The 20,838-nt window shown below is 72.8% G+C and carries 20 protein-coding genes, 2 pseudogenes and 1 riboswitch; of the genes and pseudogenes, 12 read left to right on the top strand and 10 right to left on the bottom strand.

The window, feature by feature from the left end; genetic code table 11:
* The 4 genes from ABZS58_RS49155 to ABZS58_RS49140 form a co-directional block, all read right to left on the bottom strand.
* On the bottom strand, positions 1 to 1,826 hold a 1,826-nt coding region (locus ABZS58_RS49155; RefSeq protein ID WP_354791546.1), incomplete at its 3' end, for a ricin-type beta-trefoil lectin domain protein.
* A gap of 205 nt (positions 1,827 to 2,031) precedes the next feature.
* Positions 2,032 to 2,604: a hypothetical protein gene (locus tag ABZS58_RS49150; protein WP_354791544.1), complete on the bottom strand. Its 573-nt coding sequence runs from the start codon at positions 2,602 to 2,604 to the stop codon at positions 2,032 to 2,034.
* 161 nt (positions 2,605 to 2,765) lie between these two features.
* On the bottom strand, positions 2,766 to 2,942 hold the full coding sequence (locus ABZS58_RS49145) for a hypothetical protein (protein WP_354791542.1): 177 nt from the start codon (positions 2,940 to 2,942) through the stop codon (positions 2,766 to 2,768).
* Positions 2,943 to 2,997: 55 nt separating this feature from the next.
* Complete coding sequence (locus ABZS58_RS49140) at positions 2,998 to 3,903, bottom strand: NADP-dependent oxidoreductase (RefSeq protein ID WP_354791548.1); 906 nt, start codon at positions 3,901 to 3,903, stop codon at positions 2,998 to 3,000.
* Between the two features lie 99 nt (positions 3,904 to 4,002).
* Here ABZS58_RS49140 and ABZS58_RS49135 point away from each other — a divergent pair, with 99 nt between their 5' ends.
* Positions 4,003 to 4,956 (top strand): AraC family transcriptional regulator, encoded by a 954-nt coding sequence (locus ABZS58_RS49135; protein WP_354791541.1) that lies wholly within the window; start codon positions 4,003 to 4,005, stop codon positions 4,954 to 4,956.
* Here ABZS58_RS49135 and ABZS58_RS49130 read toward each other — a convergent pair.
* Together ABZS58_RS49130 and cobN are read right to left on the bottom strand one after the other, a co-directional pair.
* Positions 4,921 to 6,282 carry an aminotransferase class V-fold PLP-dependent enzyme gene (locus ABZS58_RS49130; RefSeq protein ID WP_354791539.1) on the bottom strand — a complete coding sequence of 454 codons (1,362 nt, stop codon included), beginning with the start codon at positions 6,280 to 6,282 and terminating at the stop codon, positions 4,921 to 4,923. The genes ABZS58_RS49135 and ABZS58_RS49130 overlap by 36 nt on opposite strands.
* A 161-nt stretch (positions 6,283 to 6,443) precedes the next feature.
* The gene (gene cobN / locus ABZS58_RS49125; protein ID WP_354791537.1) at positions 6,444 to 10,022 is read right to left on the bottom strand and encodes a cobaltochelatase subunit CobN; all 3,579 of its coding nucleotides are present in this window, start codon (positions 10,020 to 10,022) and stop codon (positions 6,444 to 6,446) included.
* A 38-nt stretch (positions 10,023 to 10,060) separates the two neighbouring features.
* Positions 10,061 to 10,248, bottom strand: a riboswitch (cobalamin riboswitch).
* A 45-nt stretch (positions 10,249 to 10,293) separates the two neighbouring features.
* Here cobN and ABZS58_RS49120 point away from each other — a divergent pair.
* From ABZS58_RS49120 to ABZS58_RS49110, 3 genes are all read left to right on the top strand, one after another.
* On the top strand, positions 10,294 to 11,505 hold the full coding sequence (locus ABZS58_RS49120; protein ID WP_354791536.1) for a precorrin-3B synthase: 1,212 nt from the start codon (positions 10,294 to 10,296) through the stop codon (positions 11,503 to 11,505).
* A 174-nt stretch (positions 11,506 to 11,679) separates the two neighbouring features.
* A complete protein-coding gene (locus tag ABZS58_RS49115) occupies positions 11,680 to 12,306 on the top strand; it encodes a precorrin-8X methylmutase (RefSeq protein ID WP_354791534.1) in 627 nt (208 codons plus the stop codon).
* Positions 12,303 to 13,817 carry a precorrin-2 C(20)-methyltransferase gene (locus ABZS58_RS49110; RefSeq protein ID WP_354791533.1) on the top strand — a complete coding sequence of 505 codons (1,515 nt, stop codon included), beginning with the start codon at positions 12,303 to 12,305 and terminating at the stop codon, positions 13,815 to 13,817. The genes ABZS58_RS49115 and ABZS58_RS49110 overlap by 4 nt, the downstream gene beginning before the upstream one ends.
* Here ABZS58_RS49110 and ABZS58_RS49105 read toward each other — a convergent pair.
* Together ABZS58_RS49105 and ABZS58_RS49100 are read right to left on the bottom strand one after the other, a co-directional pair.
* A complete protein-coding gene (locus tag ABZS58_RS49105) occupies positions 13,789 to 14,139 on the bottom strand; it encodes a hypothetical protein (RefSeq protein WP_354791531.1) in 351 nt (116 codons plus the stop codon). The genes ABZS58_RS49110 and ABZS58_RS49105 overlap by 29 nt on opposite strands.
* Positions 14,140 to 14,148: 9 nt before the next feature.
* Positions 14,149 to 14,934 (bottom strand): methyltransferase domain-containing protein, encoded by a 786-nt coding sequence (locus ABZS58_RS49100; protein ID WP_354791529.1) that lies wholly within the window; start codon positions 14,932 to 14,934, stop codon positions 14,149 to 14,151.
* Between the two features lie 74 nt (positions 14,935 to 15,008).
* On the opposite strand from ABZS58_RS49100, the gene ABZS58_RS49095 reads away from it, so the two are divergent.
* The 5 genes and pseudogenes from ABZS58_RS49095 to ABZS58_RS49075 form a co-directional block, all read left to right on the top strand.
* Positions 15,009 to 16,262, top strand: a complete 1,254-nt coding sequence (locus tag ABZS58_RS49095; RefSeq protein WP_354791528.1) for an MFS transporter — start codon at positions 15,009 to 15,011, stop codon at positions 16,260 to 16,262.
* Complete coding sequence (locus ABZS58_RS49090; RefSeq protein ID WP_354791527.1) at positions 16,259 to 16,831, top strand: isochorismatase family protein; 573 nt, start codon at positions 16,259 to 16,261, stop codon at positions 16,829 to 16,831. The genes ABZS58_RS49095 and ABZS58_RS49090 overlap by 4 nt, the downstream gene beginning before the upstream one ends.
* A gap of 99 nt (positions 16,832 to 16,930) precedes the next feature.
* Positions 16,931 to 17,833 (top strand): DJ-1/PfpI family protein, encoded by a 903-nt coding sequence (locus ABZS58_RS49085; protein WP_354791525.1) that lies wholly within the window; start codon positions 16,931 to 16,933, stop codon positions 17,831 to 17,833.
* Between the two features lie 11 nt (positions 17,834 to 17,844).
* Positions 17,845 to 18,015, top strand: coding sequence for a hypothetical protein (locus ABZS58_RS49080; protein WP_354791524.1), 171 nt, complete (start codon positions 17,845 to 17,847; stop codon positions 18,013 to 18,015).
* A pseudogene (locus tag ABZS58_RS49075) lies at positions 18,006 to 18,281 on the top strand (hypothetical protein); the annotation flags it as partial. The gene ABZS58_RS49080 and the pseudogene ABZS58_RS49075, both read left to right, overlap by 10 nt.
* Here ABZS58_RS49075 and ABZS58_RS49070 read toward each other — a convergent pair.
* Positions 18,207 to 18,569, bottom strand: a complete 363-nt coding sequence (locus ABZS58_RS49070; protein ID WP_354791522.1) for a GNAT family N-acetyltransferase — start codon at positions 18,567 to 18,569, stop codon at positions 18,207 to 18,209. The pseudogene ABZS58_RS49075 and the gene ABZS58_RS49070 sit on opposite strands and share 75 nt — an antisense overlap.
* 219 nt (positions 18,570 to 18,788) lie before the next feature.
* Here ABZS58_RS49070 and ABZS58_RS49065 point away from each other — a divergent pair, with 219 nt between their 5' ends.
* Genes ABZS58_RS49065 through ABZS58_RS49055 form a run of 3 tightly spaced genes read left to right on the top strand, consistent with a single transcriptional unit; the run spans position 18,789 to position 20,148 of the window.
* Complete coding sequence (locus ABZS58_RS49065; RefSeq protein WP_354791520.1) at positions 18,789 to 19,391, top strand: superoxide dismutase; 603 nt, start codon at positions 18,789 to 18,791, stop codon at positions 19,389 to 19,391.
* Entirely contained in the window at positions 19,388 to 19,651 is a 264-nt protein-coding gene (locus ABZS58_RS49060; RefSeq protein WP_354791519.1) for a superoxide dismutase, read from the top strand. The genes ABZS58_RS49065 and ABZS58_RS49060 overlap by 4 nt, the downstream gene beginning before the upstream one ends.
* A 53-nt stretch (positions 19,652 to 19,704) precedes the next feature.
* Complete coding sequence (locus tag ABZS58_RS49055) at positions 19,705 to 20,148, top strand: transcriptional repressor (RefSeq protein WP_354791518.1); 444 nt, start codon at positions 19,705 to 19,707, stop codon at positions 20,146 to 20,148.
* A 253-nt stretch (positions 20,149 to 20,401) separates the two neighbouring features.
* On the opposite strand, the pseudogene ABZS58_RS49050 reads toward ABZS58_RS49055, so the two are convergent.
* Positions 20,402 to 20,692: pseudogene (locus ABZS58_RS49050) on the bottom strand (IS1380 family transposase); the annotation flags it as partial.
* Positions 20,693 to 20,838: the final 146 nt, after the last annotated feature.

Below are 20,838 nucleotides of genomic sequence, written 5' to 3'. Positions count from 1 at the left end.
TGGTACTGCTGGTAGTGCTCGACGAAGAGGCCGTACATGGTGACGTTGTTGCCGTTGACGACGAGCCCGTTGGCGCCGGTGTTGATGTTCCAGCCCACCGTGCCGCCGTTGCCGTGGTCGGCGCGCCAGATCCACATGTGGTCGCCGATGACGTTGTTGCTGTTGACCCGCAGGCTGACGGTCGCCTTGCCGGCGATGGCGCCGCCGACGCGGAAGAACACGTCGTGCAGTGACGTCGGGTTCGCCGAGTGGTCGGCGGTGGAGCCGTTCGGGCCGACCTCCATGAGGACCTGGGAGTTGGTGGTGCCGGCGTCGAAGAGGATCCCGCCGACCTTCACCCCGTCGACGTCGGCGACGGTCATCGCGGTGACGCCGTTCTGCGGCACGATGGTGGCCAGGCCGAGGCCGAGCACGACGGTGTTCGCGCGGGTGATCCGGATGGTGTCGTTGACGTTGTACACGCCGGGGGTGAAGAGCAGGTTCTGGCCGGCGGCGAGGGCGGCGTTGATGGTGGCGGCGGTGGCGCCGGCCTTGACGATGTAGAACTGGCTGATCGGCAGGCTCGACCCGGCGGTGGACCCGGACGACCAGCTGTTGCCGGCGGAGTTGGTCCGCAGCGACGGGACGAACACCTGGTAGGCGCCGGTGTTGTCGACGTACAGGAACGGCTTCTCCCGCACGACCGGGGTGCTGCCGACGGTCGTGTACGGCGGGTTGGGGAAGGTGTTGCCGGGGGCGCCGCTGGTGCCGACGAAGACCTGGTTCCAGTTCGAGCCGGACCAGCTGCCGATCTGCGAGTTGCGGGTGATCCACTGCTGCTGGCTGCCGGACTGGATCTGGCCGTCGATCTTGCTGTCGGAGATCCAGCCGCCGGAGGACCAGCCGCCGTCGGACAGGGCGAGGTTCCCGCGGACGTGCATCCGCCGGTACGGGGCGGCCTGGGAGACGGCCCACCGGTCCAGGCCGCCGGTCGGGGTGACGGACAGGTTCTCCGCGGAGCGCCAGAAGTTCTGGGTCGCGTTCTGCGACCCGTCCGGCCACCAGTCGGCCTCGGCGTGCACGGCGCCGTTGATGACGACCGAGTCGGGGCTGATCCCGAGGCCGGCGACCTGGGTGAAGAACCCGACGTTGGCGTTCACGTTGTACGTGCCGGGCTTGAACAGCAACGCGAACCTCGCGTTGCCGAACTGGTTCGTCACCTGCTGGTTGAACACCGTGTTCAACCGGTTCTGAATGGTGGCCTGCGACATCGACGGGTCGAACACCGACACGTTCGGACCCAGGTCCGGGTTGTTCGGGTTGTTCGGCGGGGTGCTCGTGGGAGGGTGGGTCGTCGGGTTCGTGGTGCCTCCCGGGAGCGTCCACTGCTGGTTGGCGCTCGCGAAGCAGTCCCACAGCTGGAGCTTGGTGCCGTCGGCGGAGCTGGGGCCGGTCGCGTCCAGGCACTTGCCGAGCGAGCGCAGCGTGCCGTCGCTCTGCTTCGACCACTGCTGAGCGGCCGACCCGTTGCAGTCCCAGATCTGGATCTTCGTACCGTTGGCGGTGCCGGCGGCGTTGACGTCGAGGCATTTGCCGAGGGCGCGGATCGTGCCGTCGTCGCCGACCGTCCACTGCTGGGCGCCGCTGCCGTTGCAGGTGTACAGCTGAACCTGGGTGCCGTTGGCGGAGCTGGCGGCGGCCACGTCGACGCACTTGCCGCCGTAGCCGGTGATCTGGCCGGTGGCGGCGGCCGCTGCGGTGGTCATGGCGACCACGGTGGTGCCGGTGACGGCGAGGACGGTCGCGCCGATGGCGAGACCGATCCTGCGTCTGGAGATGCGGGTCACGGGGGTCCCTTCTGGGCGGGGACGCCCGCACAGGACCCGTGTCGGGGGGTGGGTCCGGGGCGGGCGGGAGCCGTCCTCCGCCGCCGGTGGGTGACGTCGGAGGATCGGATCTGTGAAGTTGCCTTACAGATCCATCGGAGGCTATTCCCGCCCCGGTGACTTCGTCAATACGCGACCTGAATTAAGCGGATGGCCTGGGGATTCACTACTTATCGAGGATCTGGCCGGTGCCACCCGCGGTCTCGTTCACGGCCGTCAGGTAGGCCTTCATGTCGGTGCTCTCCAGCCCGGTGCCGGCCACGACGACCGTGTTGCCGACGATCAGGGTCGGGTACAGCACCGCCTGGTCCTCCGCGTACGCCTTCGCCGCGTTGGCCGACTTGAACTCCACGAAGATGGACTGCTGCCCGCGCGACGGCAGGAAGTCGCCCTTCTTCTTGTAGCAGTCGAACTGCTTGAAGTTGGCGACCGCGGACCGGTACTTCGCGTCCACGCCGGTGGAGTTGTCGTCCCACGACCCGACCGGGCACAGCGGGTCCTTCACGAACAGGTCACCGGTGAGCTTCGCGACCGTCTGGAACTGCAGCCCCTTCCCGGCCGGCGCCTTCGCGCTGCCCGAGGGCTTCGCGCTCGCCGCGGGGGCGGCGCTCCCGCTCGCGGCGGCGGGGGTGGCACTCGCGGCGGCGGCCGGCTCCGCCTTCTTGTCGTCGCCGCCGCACGCGGCGGTCAGCAGCAGGGTGGCGCCGGCAACGGCGGACGCGATCAGCAGACGCTTCATGGGGATTCGATTCCTTCGTATGTGGCGGAGCCGGAGCGGCCCGGGGGTTCGTCGTGGTGACACCGATGAACGTATTCGCCCCGCCGCGCCGTTGAATCCCGGATGTATGCCACCCGACAACGTTCGTGGCCCACCTCACTGCCCCGCCCTTGAACCGTCCTTCACGGCCGGTCGTGCAGGAACCAGGCGTCGCTGCGGCTGACGGCGAGCCCCAGCTCCCACGGCCGCGTCTGCGGGCTCCCGCCGACCGCCAGCAGCTGCTCCGCGACCCGCCACGCGGCCTCCCCGAGCACCGGCGCCGAGCCCTTCCTCCACCGGATGCCCGTCCGGCGCGCCACCCCGCAGCACCGCCGCGACCGCGCCGGGATCGTCCATGACCGTCATCGATCCTTTCTACGGGACGAGGACGATCTTGCCGCGGGTACGGCCGGCCTCGGCGTCGCGGTGGACTGCCGGCAGGTCGGTGAGGGGGCGGGTGGCGGAGATGTCGAGCTGGACGGTGCCGGCGTCGATGAGCTTGACCAGGGCGGCGAGCTGGGCCGTGTCGTTGCGGGCGACGAAGTGCACGGCCGGCACCGGTGATCCGGGCGGGGTCTCGAAGGGGACCGTGGCGGACACCAGCACGCCGCCGGGGCGGATCAGGGGCAGGAGCGTCGCGGCGGACGAGCCGGTGGCGACGAGGTTGAGGACGGCGTCGACGGGCTCGGTCAGGGCGAGCGGCGTCGTCGTGTAGTCGATGAGCTCGTCCGCGCCGAGGCGGCGGACCGTGGCGGCGCTGCGCGGGCCGGCGGTGGCGATGACGTGGGCGCCGGCGTGCCTGGCGAGCTGGACGGCGAACCCGCCGACGCCGCCGCCCGCGCCGTTGACCAGCACCCGCCGGCCGGGGGTGAGGCGTGCGTGGTCGAAGACGGCCTGCCAGGCGGTGAGGCCGGCGATCGGGACGGCGGCCGCGTGGGCGAGGGGGACCGTCGTGGGCGCGGCGACGAGCGTGGACGCCGCCGCGGTGACGTATTCGGCCGCGGTACCACCGGTGTCGACCCGGCCGATGACCGCGTCACCGGCGGCGAAGGCGGACACACCGGCGCCGGTCGAGACGACCGTGCCGGCGACCTCGCCGCCGAGCGTCCACGGCAGGTCGATCGCGAAGACCGAGCGCAGGAGCCCGGCGCGCAGGCCGGCGTCCGACGGGTTGAAGGAGGTCGCGGCGACCCGGATCAGGACCTCGCCCGGGCCGGGGGCGGGGCGGGGGACGTCCTCGGCGCGGATGACCGACGGGTCGCCGTGGCTGTGGATTCGCATGGCTCTCACCCGTCGACCGTATGGCGCCTCAGGAGGACGAACCATGCTTGGAACGCCCGTATTCATACGTGATCGTCCCGCGCCGGTACGATCGGCGCCGTGGACGTGCTCAGCGACGTGATCGCCGTGATGCGGACCGGGCAGCCGCGCTCGGCGCTCGTCGGGTGGCGCGCGCCCTGGGCGCAGGCGTTCGCGGCCGTGCCGGGCTCCGCGGGCTTCCAGGTGATCCTGAAGGGCCCGTGCTGGCTCGTCCGGCCGGACGCGGAGCCCGTCGCGCTCGCCGTCGGTGACGTGGTGCTCCGGCCGCACGGCCGCGGCCACACCCTCGCGGACAGCCCGTCGACACCTCCGGCGCCCGCCTGCGACCCTGACGATCCCGGGGCGCTGCGACGCGTCGCGTTCCAGGGGGACGCCCCGGACACGGTCACCCTCTGCGGTGGATACCGGCTCGACGCCGGCCGCGCGCATCCGCTGCTGCACGACCTGCCCGAGCTCATCCACCTGCCCGCGCACCTCGGCCGGCACCCGGAGCTGCGCGCGACCGTGGACCTCCTGGCCGGCGAGCTGGAGCGCCCCCGGCTCGGCACGGACGCGATCGTCCCGGCGCTGCTCGACACGCTGCTGCTGCACATCCTGCGGGCCTGGATCGAGCAGCAGGTGCGGCGGCAGCCGGCCCGCGGGGCGACCGGCTGGGCGGCGGCGCTCAACGACGCGCCGGTCGCCGCGGCCCTGCAGGCCATGCACCGCGACCCGGCGCGGCCGTGGACCGTCGGCAGCCTCGCCGCCGAGGCGGGGCTGTCCAGGACGCCGTTCGCCCGGCGGTTCACCGGGCTGCTCGGGCAGCCGCCGCTGACCTACCTGACGTGGTGGCGGATGACCGTCGCCGCGCGGCTGCTGCGGGAGTCCGACGCGCCGCTGAGCGCTGTCGCCGCGGACGTCGGCTACACGTCGGAGTTCGCGTTCGCCGCCGCGTTCAAACGCCGGCAGGGCGCCGCGCCCGGCAGGTTCCGCCGCGCCTCAGCGGCCGGCCAGCCGGAGGATCACGTCGGCTGAGCGGTCGATGTCGGCGGCGTCGGTGGTGTGGTTGCTGACGGAGAACCGCATCGCCGGCCGGCCCTGCCAGGTGGTGCCGCTGACCCAGCAGGTGCCATCGGCGCGGACCCGGTCGATGATCGCCGGGGTGTCCGGGCCCAGGCCGACCAGGACCTGGTTGAGGACGACCTCGTTGAGCACGGCGTCGCCCATCCGGCCGGCGAAGCGCGCGGCCAGTGCGCACGTGCGGTCGATGAGCGCCTCGACACCGTCGCGGCCGAGGGCGCGCAGCGCCGCGTACACGGCGAAACCCCGCGCCCGGCGGGAGAACTCCGGATTGTGGTCCATGGCGTCGCGCTCGTCGCCGCCGGCGTGCACGAGATAGGCCGCGCGGACCCCCATCGCCGCCCGGTGCGCGTCGGGGTGCGCGCAGAAGACCAGGCCGGAGTCGTACGGGACGTTGAGCCACTTGTGCGCGTCGGTCGTCCACGAGTCGGCGCGCCCGGCGCCCGCGACGAGATGGCGGTGCGCTGCGCTGGCGGCGGCCCACAGCCCGAACGCGCCGTCGACGTGGACCCAGGCGCCGGCCGCGTGCGCGACGTCGCAGATCTCGCCGACCGGGTCGCAGGCGCCGGTGTTGACGTTGCCGAGCTGGGCGCAGACGATGACCGGCCCGTCCACGCCGGCGAGGGTTTCGCGCAGCGCGTCCGGCCGCATCCGGCCCTGGTCGTCGACGTCCACCGGGACCAGCGCCGCAGTGCCGATGCCGAGGAACCGCAGTGCCCGGTCGATCGTCGAGTGCCGGTCGGCCCCGGCGAGCACGGCGATGCGTGGCGCCCCGTGCAGGCCACCGGTCTCGACGTCCCAGCCGACCCGGCGCAGCACCTCGTGCCGGGCCGCGGCGAGCGCCGTCACATGGCTCATCTGCGCACCCGTCACGAAGCCGACCGAGGTGTGCGCCGGCAGGCCGAACAGGTCACGGAGCCAGCCGCCGGCGACCTCCTCGACGACCGCCGCGGCGGGACCGGCGGCGTACAGTCCCGCGTTCTGGTCCCAGGTGGCGGTGAGCCAGTCGGCGGCGAGCGCGGCCGGCGTCGCCCCGCCGATGACGAACCCGAAGAACCTGCCGCTCGGCGACGCGACGATCCCGTCCTCGGCGGCCGCGGCGAGCCGGGCGACGACCTCCCGCGCGTCGGTGCCCTCGGCCGGCAGCGGCCCGCCGAGCGCCGCCCGCAGGGTCTCGACGCTCGCGGTGCTGCCGACCGGCCGGTCCGGCAGGCCGGTCAGGAAGCGGGTCGCCTGCTCGTACGCCTCGGTGAGCGGGCCGTGCCAGTCGGGTTGCTCCATGCGTCCCATCCTGTGTCTCGCTGAGCAGCCGTGTCAGTCGGGTCGTTCGTTCCTGTGCCATCCTGTGTCTCGCTGAGCAGCCGGGTCGTTCGTTCCCGTCTCATCCTGTCCGGCGTGCCCCCGGGCGGGTCGGCAAACTGTCGAGAATCCGAACGCCTCGTCTACTTGCCGTCTTCCAGGTCACCCTCGGTTTCCAGGTACACCTGGCGGAGGGCGTCGAGGGTGGACTGCTCGGGGTGCTCCCAGAGGTTGCGGTCGGCGGCCTCGAGGAGGCGTTCGGTGATGCCGTGCAGGGCCCACGGGTTGGACTCGTCGAGGAACTTGCGGTTCTCGGGGTCGAAGACGTAGGACTCGGCGAGCTTCTCGTACATCCAGTCGGCGACGACGCCGGCGGTGGCGTCGAAGCCGAACAGGTAGTCGACGGTGGCGGCGAGCTCGAAGGCGCCCTTGTAGCCGTGCCGGCGCATGGCGGCGAGCCAGCGCGGGTTGACGACGCGGGCGCGGAAGACGCGGGCGGTCTCCTCGCTGAGCGTGCGGGTCCGCACGGCGTCCGGGTTGGTGCTGTCGCCGACGTACGCGGCGGGAGCGCGACCCGTCAGCGCCCGGACGGTCGCGATCATGCCGCCGTGGTACTGGAAGTAGTCGTCGGAGTCGGCGATGTCGTGCTCGCGGGTGTCGGTGTTCTTCACCGCGACGCTGATCCGCTTGTACGCGCCCTCCATGTCGCCCCGGGCGGGCAGGCCGTCGAGGTCGCGGCCGTACGCGTAGCCGCCCCAGACGGCGTACACCTCGGCGAGGTCGGCGTCGTCGCGCCAGTTACGGCTGTCGATGAGCGGCAGGATGCCCGCACCGTAGGCGCCCGGCTTGGAGCCGAAGACCCGCAGCGTGGCCCGGCGCTCGTCGCCGTGCGCGGCCACGTCAAGAGCGACGTGGGCGCGCACGTAGTTGTCGTCGGGGGACTCCGGAAGGCCCGCCACCAGCTGCACCGCGTCGTCCAGCAGTGCCACGACGTGCGGGAACGCGTCGCGGAAGAAGCCGCTGATCCGCATCGTGACGTCGATGCGCGGACGGCCGAGCTCGGCGAGGTCGACGGGCGCGAGGCTGACCACCCGGCGCGACGCGTCGTCCCAGACGGGCCGGACGCCCAGGAGGGCGAGCGCTTCGGCGATGTCGTCGCCGGCGGTGCGCATCGCGCTCGTGCCCCACATCGACAGGCCGACGGAGCGGGGCCATTCGCCGTGGTCGGCCCGGTAACGGGCGAGCAGCGAGTCGGCCATCGCCTGCCCGGTCTCCCACGCGAGGCGGCTCGGGATCGCCTTCGGGTCGACGGAGTAGAAGTTGCGGCCGGTCGGCAGCACGTTGATCAGGCCGCGCAGCGGCGACCCGCTCGGCCCGGCCGGCACATACCCGCCGTCCAGGGCGTGCAGGACCATCGTCAGCTCGTCGGTGGTGCGGGCCAGCCGGGGCACGATCTCCCGTGCGGCGAACTCCAGCACCCGTACCACATCCGCCGAATCGGAAATGTCGGAGATGTCGGTAGTGGGCCAGCCCCGTGACTCCATCTCCGCGACCAGGGCGCGGGCCTGCGCCTCGGCCTCGTCGACCGTGACCCGTGCGGTGGAACCCTCCGACAGCCCGAGGGCCTCACGCAGGCCGGGAAGCGCGACGGCGCCGCCCCACAGCTGCCGGGCCCGCAGCATCGCCAGGACCAGGTCGACGCGCGCCTCACCGGACGGCGCCACACCGAGGACGTGCAGGCCGTCACGGATCTGCACGTCCTTGATCTCACACAGCCACCCGTCGATGTGCAGGATCAGCTCGTCGAAGCCGTCGTCGCCGGGCCGGTCGGCCAGGCCGAGGTCGTGGTCGAGCCGGGCGGCCTGCAGCAGCGTCCAGATCTGGCCGCGGATCGCGGGCAGCTTCGCCGGGTCGAGCGCGGCGATCGTCGAGTGCTCGTCGAGGAGCTGCTCGAGGCGGGCGATGTCACCGTACGACTCGGCGCGCGCCATCGGCGGGATCAGGTGGTCGACCAGGGTGGCGTGCGCGCGGCGCTTCGCCTGGGTGCCCTCACCCGGGTCGTTGACCAGGAACGGGTAGATCAGCGGCAGGTTGCCCAGGGCCGCGTCGGCGCCGCAGGACGCGGACATGCCGACGGTCTTGCCGGGCAGCCATTCGAGGTTGCCGTGCTTGCCGACGTGCACGACGGCGTGGGCGCCGAACTCGTCGGCGAGCCACCGGTAGGCGGCCAGGTAATGGTGGCTCGGCGGCAGGTCCGGGTCGTGGTAGATCGCCACGGGGTTCTCGCCGAAGCCGCGCGGCGGCTGCACCATGACCACGACGTTGCGCTCACGCAGCGCGGCGAGGACGATCTCGCCGCCGGGGTCGCGGGACGTGTCGACGAACAGCTCGCCGGGCGCCGGGCCCCAGTGCCGCTCCATCTCCTCGCGCAGGGCGTCCGGCAGCGTCTGGAACCAGGTCCGGTACCTGTCGGCGGAGATGCGGATGGGGTTGCCGCGCAGCTGGTCCTCGGTGAGCCAGTTGACGTCCTGCCCACCGGCGGCGATGAGCGTGTGCATCAGCGCGTCGCCGTCCTTCGGGAACCCGTCCGCGCCGGCATACCCCTGGGCGTGCATCGCGTCGAGGAGCCGGACCACGCTCGCGGGCGTGTCGAGGCCGACGGCGTTGCCGATCCGGGCGTGCTTCGTCGGATACGCGCTGAGCATCAGCACGATCTTCCGGTCGGCCGCGGGGAGGTGCCGGAGCCGGGCGTGGCCGACGGCGATCCCGGCGACGCGCCCGGCCCGCTCCCGGTCGGCGACGTAGACGGTGAGCCCGTCGGCGTCGATCTCCTTGAACGAGAACGGCACCGTGATGATCCGCCCGTCGAACTCGGGGATCGCGACCTGCGTGGCCGTGTCGAGCGGCGACAGCCCGTCGTCGCTGGAGTCCCAGGCGTCGCGGGAGCTGGTCAGGCACAGTCCCTGCAGGATCGGCACGTCGAGCGCGGCGAGGGCGCCGACGTCCCACGCCTCCTCCTGGCCGCCCGCCTGCGCGTCCGCGGGGCGGGTGCCGCCCGCGGCGAGGACGGTGACGATCAGCGCGTCGGCCTGCCGCAGCGTGTCGAGCAGCTCCGCCGGGGCGGCCCGCAGCGACGAGGCGAACACGGGCAGCGCCCGCCCGCCGGCGTCCTCGACCGCCTCGCACAGCGTCTCCACGAACGCGGTGTTGCCGGCGAGGTGATGCGCCCGGTAGTAGATGATCCCGACCGTCGGTCCGTCCGCCGTCGACTCCCGTTGGAGGGGTCCCCAGGTGGGCGTGGTCGCCGGCGGGGCGAAGCCGTGGCCGGTCAGCAGGACGGTGTCGGAGAGGAAGTGGTGCAGCTCGGCGAGGTTGGCCGGGCCGCCCTCGGTGAAGTAGGCGTGCGCCTGCGCCGCGACGCCGGCGGGCACGGTGGAGTGCCGCATCAGCTCCGCGTCGGGCAGCGCCTCGCCGCCGAGCAGGACCACCGGCAGCCGGGAGCTGCCGGAAGGGCGTGACGGCGGCAGCCGCAGCAGCGTGTCGAAGCCCTCCTGCCAGTCCCGGTAGCCGCCCAGGAACCGCACGACGACCAGGTCCGCGCCCTCGGCCAGGGCGGGCAGGTCCTCCACCGCGGTGCGGGACGGGTTGGCCAGCCGGAAGTCCGCGCCGCTCGCGCGGGCACTGAGCAGGTCGGTGTCGGACGTCGACAACAGCAGGATCACGCCGGGGTCCTCCCTCGGGGTCCGCGCCCCAAGTCGGTCGGGAAAGGTCCGGCGGCGGAGAGTCTCCTGGCTCCCGGATCGGCGCTCGTCCCCGCGCCTTCCCAGGCTCGCGCCCAGTGGCCTCCGTCGGAAACTCGCTCCCCGGTCACAGTGGCGGGACCGCGCCGGAATCTCACCGGCTTCCTCCACACGTCGCCGTTGCAGCACCGCCAACTCTGCCGGTCGGCGCAGACTTGAGTCAAGCGAAGCCCTGCGCAGTAGTATCCGGCGCGTGCAGGCTGCCAGTGGACGCGACGCCCCGGACCGGTGCCCCGGCGCCGTGCAGGTCCACGCGGCGGCCGACGGTGGCCTGGCCCGCGTCCGGCTGCCCGGCGGGCGGCTGCCCGCCGAGGGTCTGGCCGTGCTCCGGGCCGCCGCCGCCGACCTCGGCGACCCCGCGCTGGAGCTCACCTCCCGGGGGAACGTGCAGGTCAGGGCGCTGCGGCCGGGCGCGGAGCTGGAGCTGGCCGCGCGGCTGTCGCAGGCGGGGCTCCTGCCGTCGGACACCCACGAGCGGGTGCGGAACATCATCGCCAGCCCGCTCAGCGGCCGCGACGGCGCCGGTCTCGTGGACGTGCGGCCGGTGGTGGCCGCGTTCGACGCCGGGCTGTGCGCCGACCCGTCCCTCGCCGCGCTGCCGGGCCGGTTCCTGGCGACACTCGACGACGGCCGCGGCGACGTGTCCCCGCTCGGCGGCGACGTCGGCCTGCACGGCGACCGCCTCCTCCTCGCCGGCGCCCCCACCACGGCCCGGACCTGCGGCTTCCCGGCCGGCCTGACGACGCCCCGGACCTGCGGCGATCCAGCCGGTCCGACCGTGGCAGGGGGCTGGGACGATCCCGCTGAGCTGTTGCTTGCGGCGGCCCGGGCGTTCCTGGCGGAACGCGCTTCGCAGGGCGGCACCGCGTGGCGCCTGGCGGAGCTGACCGACGGCCCGGCCCGGGTCGCGGCCCGGCTGGCCGCCACCGTCGACACCGGCATCGGCCGCCGTGACGGCGGCGCCGGGCCAGCCGTCGGACGGACACCGCAGGCCGGGGGACCGGTCGCGCTGACGGTGGTCGTACCACTCGGGCTGCTGACGCAGGAGCAGTCGGCGGCACTCGTCGCGGCCTCGCCGGGAGAGATCATCGTCACGCCGTGGCGGACCGTCGTCGTGCCCGACGTGCCGGTCGATGAAGCTGGAGCGGTCGAGGCCCTGCTGACGGCGGCCGGGCTGGTCACCGACCCGGCCTCACCGTGGGCCGGGGTCACCGCGTGCGCGGGCCGGCCGGGGTGCGCCAAGGCCCTCGCCGACGTGCGGGCCGACGCCCGCGCGGCCGTCGCGGGCGGCCTCGACCACGCGTTGCCGGTGCACTGGATCGGCTGCGAACGGCGCTGCGGCGCACCGAAGGGAAGGCACGTGGAGATGCTCGCGACCGCCGACGGCTACCGGGTGGTGTCGTGACCGGCCCGGAGCGTAGCGGAGTGGCTGGTCACCGTGGTTGCAGTATTGGGGCACGGCGGCGCCGGAGCGTAGCGGAGGTGACGTCGTGACCGGCCCGGAGCGTAGCGGAGTGGCTGGTCACCGTGGTTGCAGTATTGGGGCACGGCGGCGCCGGAGCGCAGCGGAGGTGACGTCGTGACCAGCTTCGACTACGTCAAGGACGGCGCCGAGATCTACCGGCGGTCGTTCGCGACGATCCGCGCCGAGGCCGATCTGTCCGGGCTGCCCGCCGACGTCGCCCAGGTCACCGTCCGCATGATCCACGCGTGCGGGATGGTCGACCTGCCCGCCGACGTGGGGCACGGCGGCGACGTGGTGCGACTCGCGCGCGCCGCACTCCGTGACGGTGCCCCCATCCTCTGCGACGCCGAGATGGTCGCCTCCGGCGTCACCCGCGCCCGGCTGCCCCGCGACAACGAGGTCCTGTGCACGCTGCGCGACCCGCGCGTCCCCGGCCTCGCCGCGCGGCTCGGCACCACCCGCAGCGCCGCCGCCCTCGACCTGTGGGGCGACCGCCTCGACGGCGCCGTCGTCGCCGTCGGCAACGCGCCCACGGCCCTGTTCCGGCTCCTCGAACTGATCGCGGCCGGCGCGCCCCGGCCCGCGGCGGTGCTGGGCATCCCCGTCGGCTTCATCGGCGCGGCCGAGTCGAAGGCGGCGCTCGCCGCCACCGACCTGCCGCACCTGGTCGTGCACGGCCGCCGGGGCGGCAGCGCGATGACGGCCGCCGCCGTCAACGCCATCGCGGACGAGAAGGAATGACCACAGTGGACAGCGGTCGGCTCTATGGTGTGGGACTCGGACCCGGGGACCCGGAGCTCGTGACGGTGAAGGCGGCCCGGATCGTCACCGCCGCGCCGGTCGTCGCGTTCCACAGCGCCCGCCACGGGCGCAGCATCGCCAGGTCGATCGCCGTGCCGTACCTGCGGGAAGGGCAGATCGAGGAGGCCCTCGTCTACCCGGTCACCACCGAGGAGGTCGGCGACTACCGGGCGCTCATCGAGGAGCACTACGACGCGTGGGCGGCCCGGCTCGCCGCGCACCTCGACGCCGGCCGGGACGTGGCCGTGCTCTGCGAGGGCGACCCGTTCTTCTACGGCTCATACATGCACATGCATAAGCGGCTCGCGCACGTCTATCCCACGGAGGTCGTGCCGGGTGTCACGTCCGTCGCGGGCGCGTCCGCGGTCATCGGCCGGCCGCTCGTCGAACGCGACGAGATCCTCACCGTGCTGCCCGGGACGCTGCCCGCGGACGTGCTCGCCGAGCGGCTCGCCGCGACCGACTCGGCCGCCGTCATGAAGCTCGGCCGCACGTTCGGCGCCGTTCGCGAGGCCCTGGAACGCGCCGGGCGGCTCGACGACGCCTGGTACGTCGAGCGCGCCACCACCGATCGTGAGCGCGTCGCCCCGTTGTCCACTGTGGACCCCGCCGACGTGCCGTACTTCTCCCTGGCTCTGCTGCCGAGCCGGGTCCACGAGGACACCGCGTCGGCGCTGCGGGCCGCGCCCCCGGCCGTCGCCGCCGGTGAGGTCGTCGTCGTCGGGCTCGGCCCCGCCGGGCGGGACTGGCTCACCCCCGAGGCGCTCGCCGCGGTCGAGGCCGCCGAGGACCTCGTCGGCTACGCCCCATATCTGGCGCGGATTCCGGCCAACCCGCGGCAGCGCCGGCACGCGTCGGACAACAAGGTGGAGTCGGAGCGGGCCGAGTTCGCGCTGTCCCTCGCCAAGGAGGGCCGTCGCGTCGCCGTCGTGTCGTCCGGCGATCCGGGCGTGTTCGCGATGGCGGCCGCGGTACTGGAGGTCGCCGCCGAACCGCGCTGGAAGGACGTACCGGTCCGCGTGCTGCCCGGGCTGACCGCCGCGCAGGCGGTCGCCAGCCGGGCGGGCGCGCCACTGGGCCACGACTTCTGTGTGCTGTCGCTGTCGGACAGGCTCAAACCATGGGACGTGATCGCGGCCCGCCTCGAGGCCGCGGCCGGCGCCGACCTCGTCATCGCCGTCTACAACCCGGGGTCGAAGAGCCGCACCTGGCAGGTCGAGGCGGCCCGCGAGGTGCTGCTGCGGCACCGCTCCCCGGACACGCCGGTGGTCGTCGGGCGTGACGTCGGCGGGCCGGGGGAGCGGGTGCGGGTGGTGCGCCTCGCCGACCTGGATCCGTCCGAAGTGGACATGCGGACGCTGCTCATCTTCGGCTCGTCGCAGACCCGGCTGGTCGACCGCGGCGACGGCGCCCCGGTCGTGTTCACCCCACGTCGCTACCCGCTTTCGTGAGGTACAGCTCGAGGATCGGCGGCAGGGGAGCGACGCCCGGGCCGCCGGCCTCGACCCACGCGGTCAGGTCGCCGATGACGGCCTCGTCGAGCAGATAGCCGAGCCACACCGGCCGGGCCCCGGCCCGCCGCGCGGCCGGGGTCGGGTGCACGACGACGATGTTGGAGCGCTCGCACGCGTCGAGGCACCCGCTGACCCGCACCCCCGCCGTGCCGAGCGCCGACCGGAGCCGGGCCACCTGCCCGGCATGGTCGACGTCCGGATGCTTGCGCGGCGACCCGCAGCAGCAGTCGCGGCACACGGTGACGAGCGGCTTCTCCACCCGTGAAGCTTACGGGCGGGCCAGGATCTCGCCGTGCAGGATGGACAGCCAGCCGTCGGGGGACGCCGCCCAGGCCCGCCAGCCGTCGGACAGCCGCCCCAGGTCCTCTTGCGTCACGCCGCTCGCGAGGGCCTGGGTCGCCATCGCCGAAGCGCGGACCCGGTCCGCCCACATGCCGCCCCACCAGGCCCGGTCCTCGTCGTCGGCGAAGCACCAGGTGCTGGAGGTCGCCGTCACGTCGGTGAAGCCGGCCGCGCGCGCCCAGGACAGCATCCGCCGCCCCGCGTCGGGTTCGCCGCCGTTGGCGCGGGCCATCCGCTGGTACAGCGCCAGCCACTCGTCCAGCTCCGGCAGCCGCGGGAACCAGGTGAACGCCGCGTAGTCGCTGTCGCGGGCCGCCACATAGCCGCCGGGCCTGCACACGCGGCGCATCTCGCGCAGCGCCTGCACGGGGTCGGCGACGTGCTGCAGCACCTGGTGGGCGTGCACGACGTCGAAGCTGTCGTCGGGGAAGTCGAGCGCGTGGACGTCGCCGACGACGTACGCGACGCCCGCCACCCCGGCCTTCGTGACCTCCAGGGCCTCGGCGGTCGCCTCCAGGGCGGTGACCTCGCCGGGTGCGACGACGGCGGCCAGGTCGGCGGTGATGGTGCCGGGTCCGGCCCCCACGTCCAGCAGGGTCATGCCCGGTCGCAGCACCGGCAGCAGATAGGCGGCGGAGTTCCCGGCGGTGCGCCAGCGGTGGGAGCGCAGGACCGACTCGTGATGTCCATGGGTGTAGACGTTGTTGGCCATGTCCCAGACCCTAATATTTCTGTCTCTAATATTGGGAGCATGTTCCCGTATAGTGAAACCCGTACGATCTTCGTGTGAGAACGTCGCTGCTCGTGCTGGCCTACTTCGCGTTCATCAGCCTCGGCCTCCCCGACGGCCTCCTCGGCGTCGGCTGGCCGTTCATGGCCGGCACCTTCGACGTGTCGACCGAGTCGGTCGGCTACCTGCTCGTCGCCGCGACCACCGGCTACCTCACGTCCAGCGTTGCCGCCGGGTTCCTGCTCGGCCGGATCGGCGTCGGCTGGCTCCTCGCCGGCAGCACCGCCGCGGCCAGCCTCGCCCTCGCCGGCTACGCGCTCGCCCCCAGCTTCTGGTTCGTCGTGCCGTGCGCGCTGCTCGGTGGGCTCGGCGGCGGCGCGATCGACGCCGGGCTCAACGCCTACGCCGCCGCGAACTTCAACGCCCGCCACATGAACTGGCTGCACGCCTGCTTCGGGCTCGGCGTCGCGATCGGTCCGCTCATCATGACCTCGGCGATCAGCGCCGGGTCACCGTGGCGGCTCGGGTACGCCCTCGTCGCCTCCGCCCAGCTGTGCCTCGCACTGTCCTTCGTGCTCAAGGCCCGCAGCTGGGGGAAGGCGCCGGTGCCCGTACACGGGACACCGCAACGCGGAAGGGACACCCTCAGGCTGCCCGTGGTCTGGTTGCAGGTGGTCGCGTTCGGGGTCTACGTCGCCGTCGAGGCCGGCGCCGGACTCTGGGCCTTCCTGCTGCTCACCGAGGGCCGCGGGGTCAGCGACGCGGTCGCCGGCGTGTGCGTCTCCGGCTACTGGGCGATGCTCTTCCTCGGCCGCGTCGTGCAGGGCGCCGTCGCCGACCGGCTCGGCGTGCACCGCGTCATCACCGCCTGCATGATCGGCATGGCCGCTGGGGCGTTCCTGGTCGCGCTGCCCGGCCCCGGCTGGCTCGCCGTCGCGGGCCTCGCCATCATCGGCTTCGCCGCCGCGCCCGTCTTCCCGTTGCTCACGCTCACCACCGCGGACCGTGTCGGGGCCGCGCACGCCGACCGGGCGATCGGCCTGCAGATCGCCGGCGCAGGCCTCGGCGGCGCACTCGTCCCGACCGCGATCGGCGTCCTGCTCGCCCGCGCGGGCGTCAACATCCTCGGGTCCGCGCTCCTCGCCCTCGCCCTGCTGCTGCTGGTGTTGTACTGGGTGAGCCGGCGCATGTCGCCTCGTGGCCTTGGCGGTGACCCTGCCGGTGACCTTCCCCGTGACCAGATCCGTCCGGTCCCGGGCGCGACGGTGCCTGTCACGGACGGTCCGGGAGGCGCAGGATCGTCGGTATGAGAAGCGCGTTGCTCGTCATCGACATCCAGGAGTCCTTCCGCCAGCGCCCCAGCTGGGCCGCCGTCTCCAACCCCGACATCGTCGCGACGGTCAACCCGTTGATCGACTTCGCCCGCGCCCGCGGTGACCTGATCGTGTGGATCCTGCATCACGAGGCCGACAACGTCTTCGACCCGCGCAACGGCCACGTCCGCCCTCTCGAGGGACTTTCGCCGCTGCCGGACGAGCCCGTGATCACCAAGACCTCCGCGAACAGCTTCACCACCACCGGCCTGCAGCAGCTGCTCACCACCGAGGGCATCCGCCACCTGATCGTCACCGGCATCCAGACCGAGCTGTGCTGCGAGACGACCACCCGCGTCGCCGGCGACCTCGGCTACGACGTCACGTTCGTCACCGAGGCCACCGCCACGTTCCCGATCCCGCACCGCGACGAGCGGCACCTGCCGTACGACGAGATCCTCGCCAGCCCGCGCACCCTCTCGACCGACGACGTCATCGCCCGCACCGAGTACGCACTCGCCGGCCGCTTCGCGACGATCGCGACGGTGAAGGAGCTCATCGGCTGATGAGGGTCGTCTTCCTGTGTCTCGCTCCAGTGCCGGGACCGTCGGGCCGATGAGGGTCGTCTTCCTGTGTCTCGCTCCAGTGCCGGGACCGTCGGGCCGATGAGGGTCGTCTTCCTGCTGGTCCCGCAGCTGCACCTGCTCGACCTCGCGGGTCCCGCGCAGGTCTTCTCCACGGCCCGCGACCTCGGCCTGGACTACGCACTGCACTACGCGGCCGAGCAGGACGACGTCCCCTCCGCCCAGGGCCTCCCGGTCCGCCGGACCACCGGCCTGCTGCCCCTGGACCCGTCCGACCTCATCGTGGTGCCCGGGTGGCGCAGCCACGGATACCCCACGAACGGCCGGCTCAGCGGTGCCGCCCGCGAGTGGCTCGCAGGCCACCACGCCGCGGGCGGCACCTGCGCCAGCGTCTGCTCCGGCGCCGACGCGCTCGGCCAGGCCGGACTCCTCGACGGCCGCAGGTGCACCACGCATCATCTGCTGCAGGACCGGCTGGCTTCGCGGTACAAACGGGCAAAGGTCCTCAAGGACGTCCTCTTCGTCATCGACGACCGCATCGTCACCTCCGCGGGCATCGCCAGCGGCATCGACCTGGCCCTGCACCTCGTCGCCACCCGCCACGGCCCCGGCATCGCCGCCCAGATCGCCCGCGAAATGGTCGTCTACGCCCGCCGCAACGGCGATGACCCGCAGGACAGCGCCATGCTCCGCCACCGGGCCCACCTGTCCGACGTCGTCCACCGCGTCCAGGACCTCATCGACGCCCGCTTCGCCGACCGCCTGCCCCTGCGCGACCTGGCCGTGGCCGCAGGCGTCAGCTCCCGCACCCTGACCCGCCTCTTCGGCACCGCCACCGGCCTGACCCCCCTGCGCTACCAGCAGCTCCTGCGCCTGGAACGCGCCGAACACCTCATCGGCCACGGCGCCACCGTCGAATCCGCCGCCCGCGCCGCCGGCTTCGAAGACCCCCGCATGCTCCGCCGCCTCCGCGCCCGTAGCTGAGGGGCAGGTGGGTGTCGCTCTTCGTGGATGTCGGGTCAGGTCGCTGGACGCCGGTGTGCGCGTCGCTGAGGATGGTGGGTGAGCGTCAGCCCGGGGAGGCCGCCGATGCGATGCTGGCGTTCTGGATCGACTTCCTGCAGACGCCCAACGACGTTGAGGCCGCGGCGCGGACACGTCACTGATGGTCGGCGGGGTCGCCGCGAACAGCCGCGTCCGTGATTTCACGGGGCAGCGGTGCGCGGCTGTGGGTATCACCCTGCGGGTACCGGGGCCGAGATTGTGCACCGACAACGGCGCGATGATCGCCGCCGCGGGTGACCTGCTGGTCCGGGCCGGCGTGGCACCCGACCGGCTCGACCTCGCCGCCGACCCGTCAGCCGTCCTCCGCGGCGCGCTCCTGCTCGGCCCGCGGGGCCCAGGTGTACAGCAGCATCGGCACCCCAGCTGAGGTGAACGCCGCCTCCTGCCGCCAACCCTGGCGCTGGTAGAAGGCAGGAGCACCGCCGTCGCGGTGCGTGACCAGCCACGCCGCGGGGGCGTCCGCGATGTACGTCGACAGCAGTTGGGCGGCGATGCCCTGCCGGCGGTGAGAGGAAGCCACCATCAGCTCGGCGATGACGAGTGCGGGTGCGGGTGCGGTGAGCAGCGCGAGCGTCGGCGCGGCGTCGGCGACCGCCTGGTCGAACGCGGTCTCGCAAGGCGGCGTCGCGGGGGCCGGCCGCTGCCAGGTGCTCACCGACCTCGGCCGCGCTCAGGTGGATCGCCGTCGCCAGGGCGGTCAGCACGGCGCATCGTGGTCCGGTGGCCCGTCCGCCGCGGCTGCGCATCGTGTCCAGCGCGACCGAAACACGATCTTCTGGGGCCTTTGTCACCTAGCCGGTTCCACCCTTCCGCGGTTCTTATTGCAAGATAATGGCAGGAGCAACCTCATGGCATAATCCCGAGAGGATCGCGAATGGCTGTCTACACGCTGCCCGACATGCCCTACGACTACGGCGCTCTGGAGCCGGCGATGTCCGGGCAGATCCTGGAACTGCACCACAGCAAGCACCACGCCGCATACGTGAAGGGCTCCAACGACGCCCTCGACCAGCTCGCCGAACTGCGGGAAAAGGGCGACTTCTCCGCTCTGGTCGGGCTGGAGAAGACCCTGGCGTTCAACCTGTCCGGGCACGTCCTGCACTCGATCTTCTGGAACAACCTGTCCCCGGATGGCGGCGACCGCCCGGACGGTGAGCTCGCCGCCGCGATCACCGAGCACTTCGGCTCGTTCGAGGGGTTCGCCGGGCAGCTGTCCACCGCGACGAAGGGTGTTCAGGGCTCTGGCTGGGGTGTCCTGGCGTGGGAGCCGCTCGGGAAGCGGCTGCTCGTGGAGCAGGTGTACGACCACCACGGCAACGTCGGGCAGGGCACCACCCCGATCCTGGTCTTCGACGCCTGGGAGCACGCGTACTACCTGCAGTACAAGAACGTCCGCCCCGACTACGTCGACCGGCTGTGGGACCTGGTCAACTGGGCCGACGTGCAGGCCCGGTTCACCGCCGCCACCGCCGCGTGACCGACGCGCCGCAGGCGCGCAGCGCGGAGATCGTCCAACGCGCCGCCGGGGTCATCGCCGCAACACACCGCGGTGACCTCGCCGGCGCCGAGGCGCTGCTCGGCACGTTCACCAGCGAGACCGAGAAGGCGAGCGCGTTCTACCTGCTCGCGGAACTCGCGCTCGGGCTCGTACGGACTCAGACGGGTCAGAGCATGGAGGAACTCGTCCGCGAGCTCAACCTGCTCGTCGAACGCGCCCTGACGAACCCGCCGACCTGACGGGACACCTGGCGGACGCCTGCCCGGCGGGCGTCCGCCAGGTTGGAACACCCATGGACGCCGCCGCCCCGACCGATCGCGCCACCCGCGCCTGGCACCGGATGGTCGCCGCGGGTGCCCGCCGCACCATGGCCAGGGTCATGGTGATCGACGTCCTCACCGGCGCGTCCGGGCACCTGTCCATCGGCGCGATCCATCACGCCATCGCGGCGATCCGGCCCGAGGTCAACCTGTCCACCGTGCACCGGACCATCGCGTTCCTGGTCGGCCTCGGCGTCGCCCACGTCCTGCAACGCCCGGGCGAGGCCCTGTACGGCCTCAACGAACGCCCGCACATCCACGCCGTCTGCGAAACGTGCGGCATGCACGCCGAGATCCCCGCCGACACCGTCGCGCCCGCCGTGACCGCGGCGCAGGGCGCCGTCGACTTCGAGGTCAGCACCGCGGGAATGGCATTGTTCGGCCGCTGTCAGGCGTGTGTCGCGCAACAGCCCTGACCGAGCCGCACCAGGCTCGATGGGCCCAGGGCACAATCGTCGAAGGTGGCGGCGCCCAGTTCAGGTTGAGGACCATCGCGCTGGGCGCCGCCGCGCCCGGCCGCACCTTGCGCAGCCATGGCGTTGACGAAGAGTCCGCCACGGCGCCGCGACCACTCCAAGGGCCGCACCAGGCAGAACTCTTCTGTTGCCAGTCTCCGGTATTTGCCAACAGGTTGCAACAGGACTTCCTCAACCTCGTCGTCGGCGAGCAGGTCGGGTCGGAAGCGACCGGACCGAACAACGCCACCTGGTCACGCAATACTGCAAGGTCCGCGATCGCTTCACCGCCGTCGGTGAGCATGACCGCCGGATCGACCGCGATCCGGCTGGGGTCGTGGCCGCCACGACATTGCCGCAACTCGGCGAGGGTGTCGCTGCACGCAGCGGTCAGACCGGTCACCTCGGCGACGTCTGCCAGGAGTCGGGCGTCGACGTGGCTGACCACGCCGTGCCCGTCCGCACTCACCACAATCTTCGGACGCGGCCCGGCACGATTCACCATGCAGATGCCCCCGGGGCGGGATGGACAAGGACCCCTCGACAGGTCAAATCCTCCCAGCTCAGGTGTGCCACGAACGTCGATAGAGTCCTATGTGGACGGTTCTCTGGAGGCGGCGCTGCGTGAAAGATGAGGGTTTGGCCCCTCGG

Source organism: Dactylosporangium sp. NPDC005555, assembly GCF_040605635.1.
Taxonomy (GTDB): domain Bacteria; phylum Actinomycetota; class Actinomycetes; order Mycobacteriales; family Micromonosporaceae; genus Dactylosporangium.
This window is presented reverse-complemented; position numbering and strand designations above follow the sequence as displayed.

Bases quoted from the DNA above. Each gene is read 5' to 3' on its own strand.
- ABZS58_RS49150 (WP_354791544.1), bottom strand. From the start codon at position 2,604: ATGAAGCGTCTGCTGATCGCGTCCGCCGTTGCCGGCGCCACCCTGCTG.
- ABZS58_RS49140 (WP_354791548.1), bottom strand. From the start codon at position 3,903: ATGCGAATCCACAGCCACGGCGACCCGTCGGTCATCCGCGCCGAGGAC.
- ABZS58_RS49130 (WP_354791539.1), bottom strand. From the start codon at position 6,282: ATGGAGCAACCCGACTGGCACGGCCCGCTCACCGAGGCGTACGAGCAG.
- ABZS58_RS49110 (WP_354791533.1), top strand. From the start codon at position 12,303: ATGACCACAGTGGACAGCGGTCGGCTCTATGGTGTGGGACTCGGACCC.
- ABZS58_RS49100 (WP_354791529.1), bottom strand. From the start codon at position 14,934: ATGGCCAACAACGTCTACACCCATGGACATCACGAGTCGGTCCTGCGC.
- ABZS58_RS49090 (WP_354791527.1), top strand. From the start codon at position 16,259: ATGAGAAGCGCGTTGCTCGTCATCGACATCCAGGAGTCCTTCCGCCAG.
- ABZS58_RS49085 (WP_354791525.1), top strand. From the start codon at position 16,931: ATGAGGGTCGTCTTCCTGCTGGTCCCGCAGCTGCACCTGCTCGACCTC.
- ABZS58_RS49065 (WP_354791520.1), top strand. From the start codon at position 18,789: ATGGCTGTCTACACGCTGCCCGACATGCCCTACGACTACGGCGCTCTG.
- ABZS58_RS49055 (WP_354791518.1), top strand. From the start codon at position 19,705: ATGGACGCCGCCGCCCCGACCGATCGCGCCACCCGCGCCTGGCACCGG.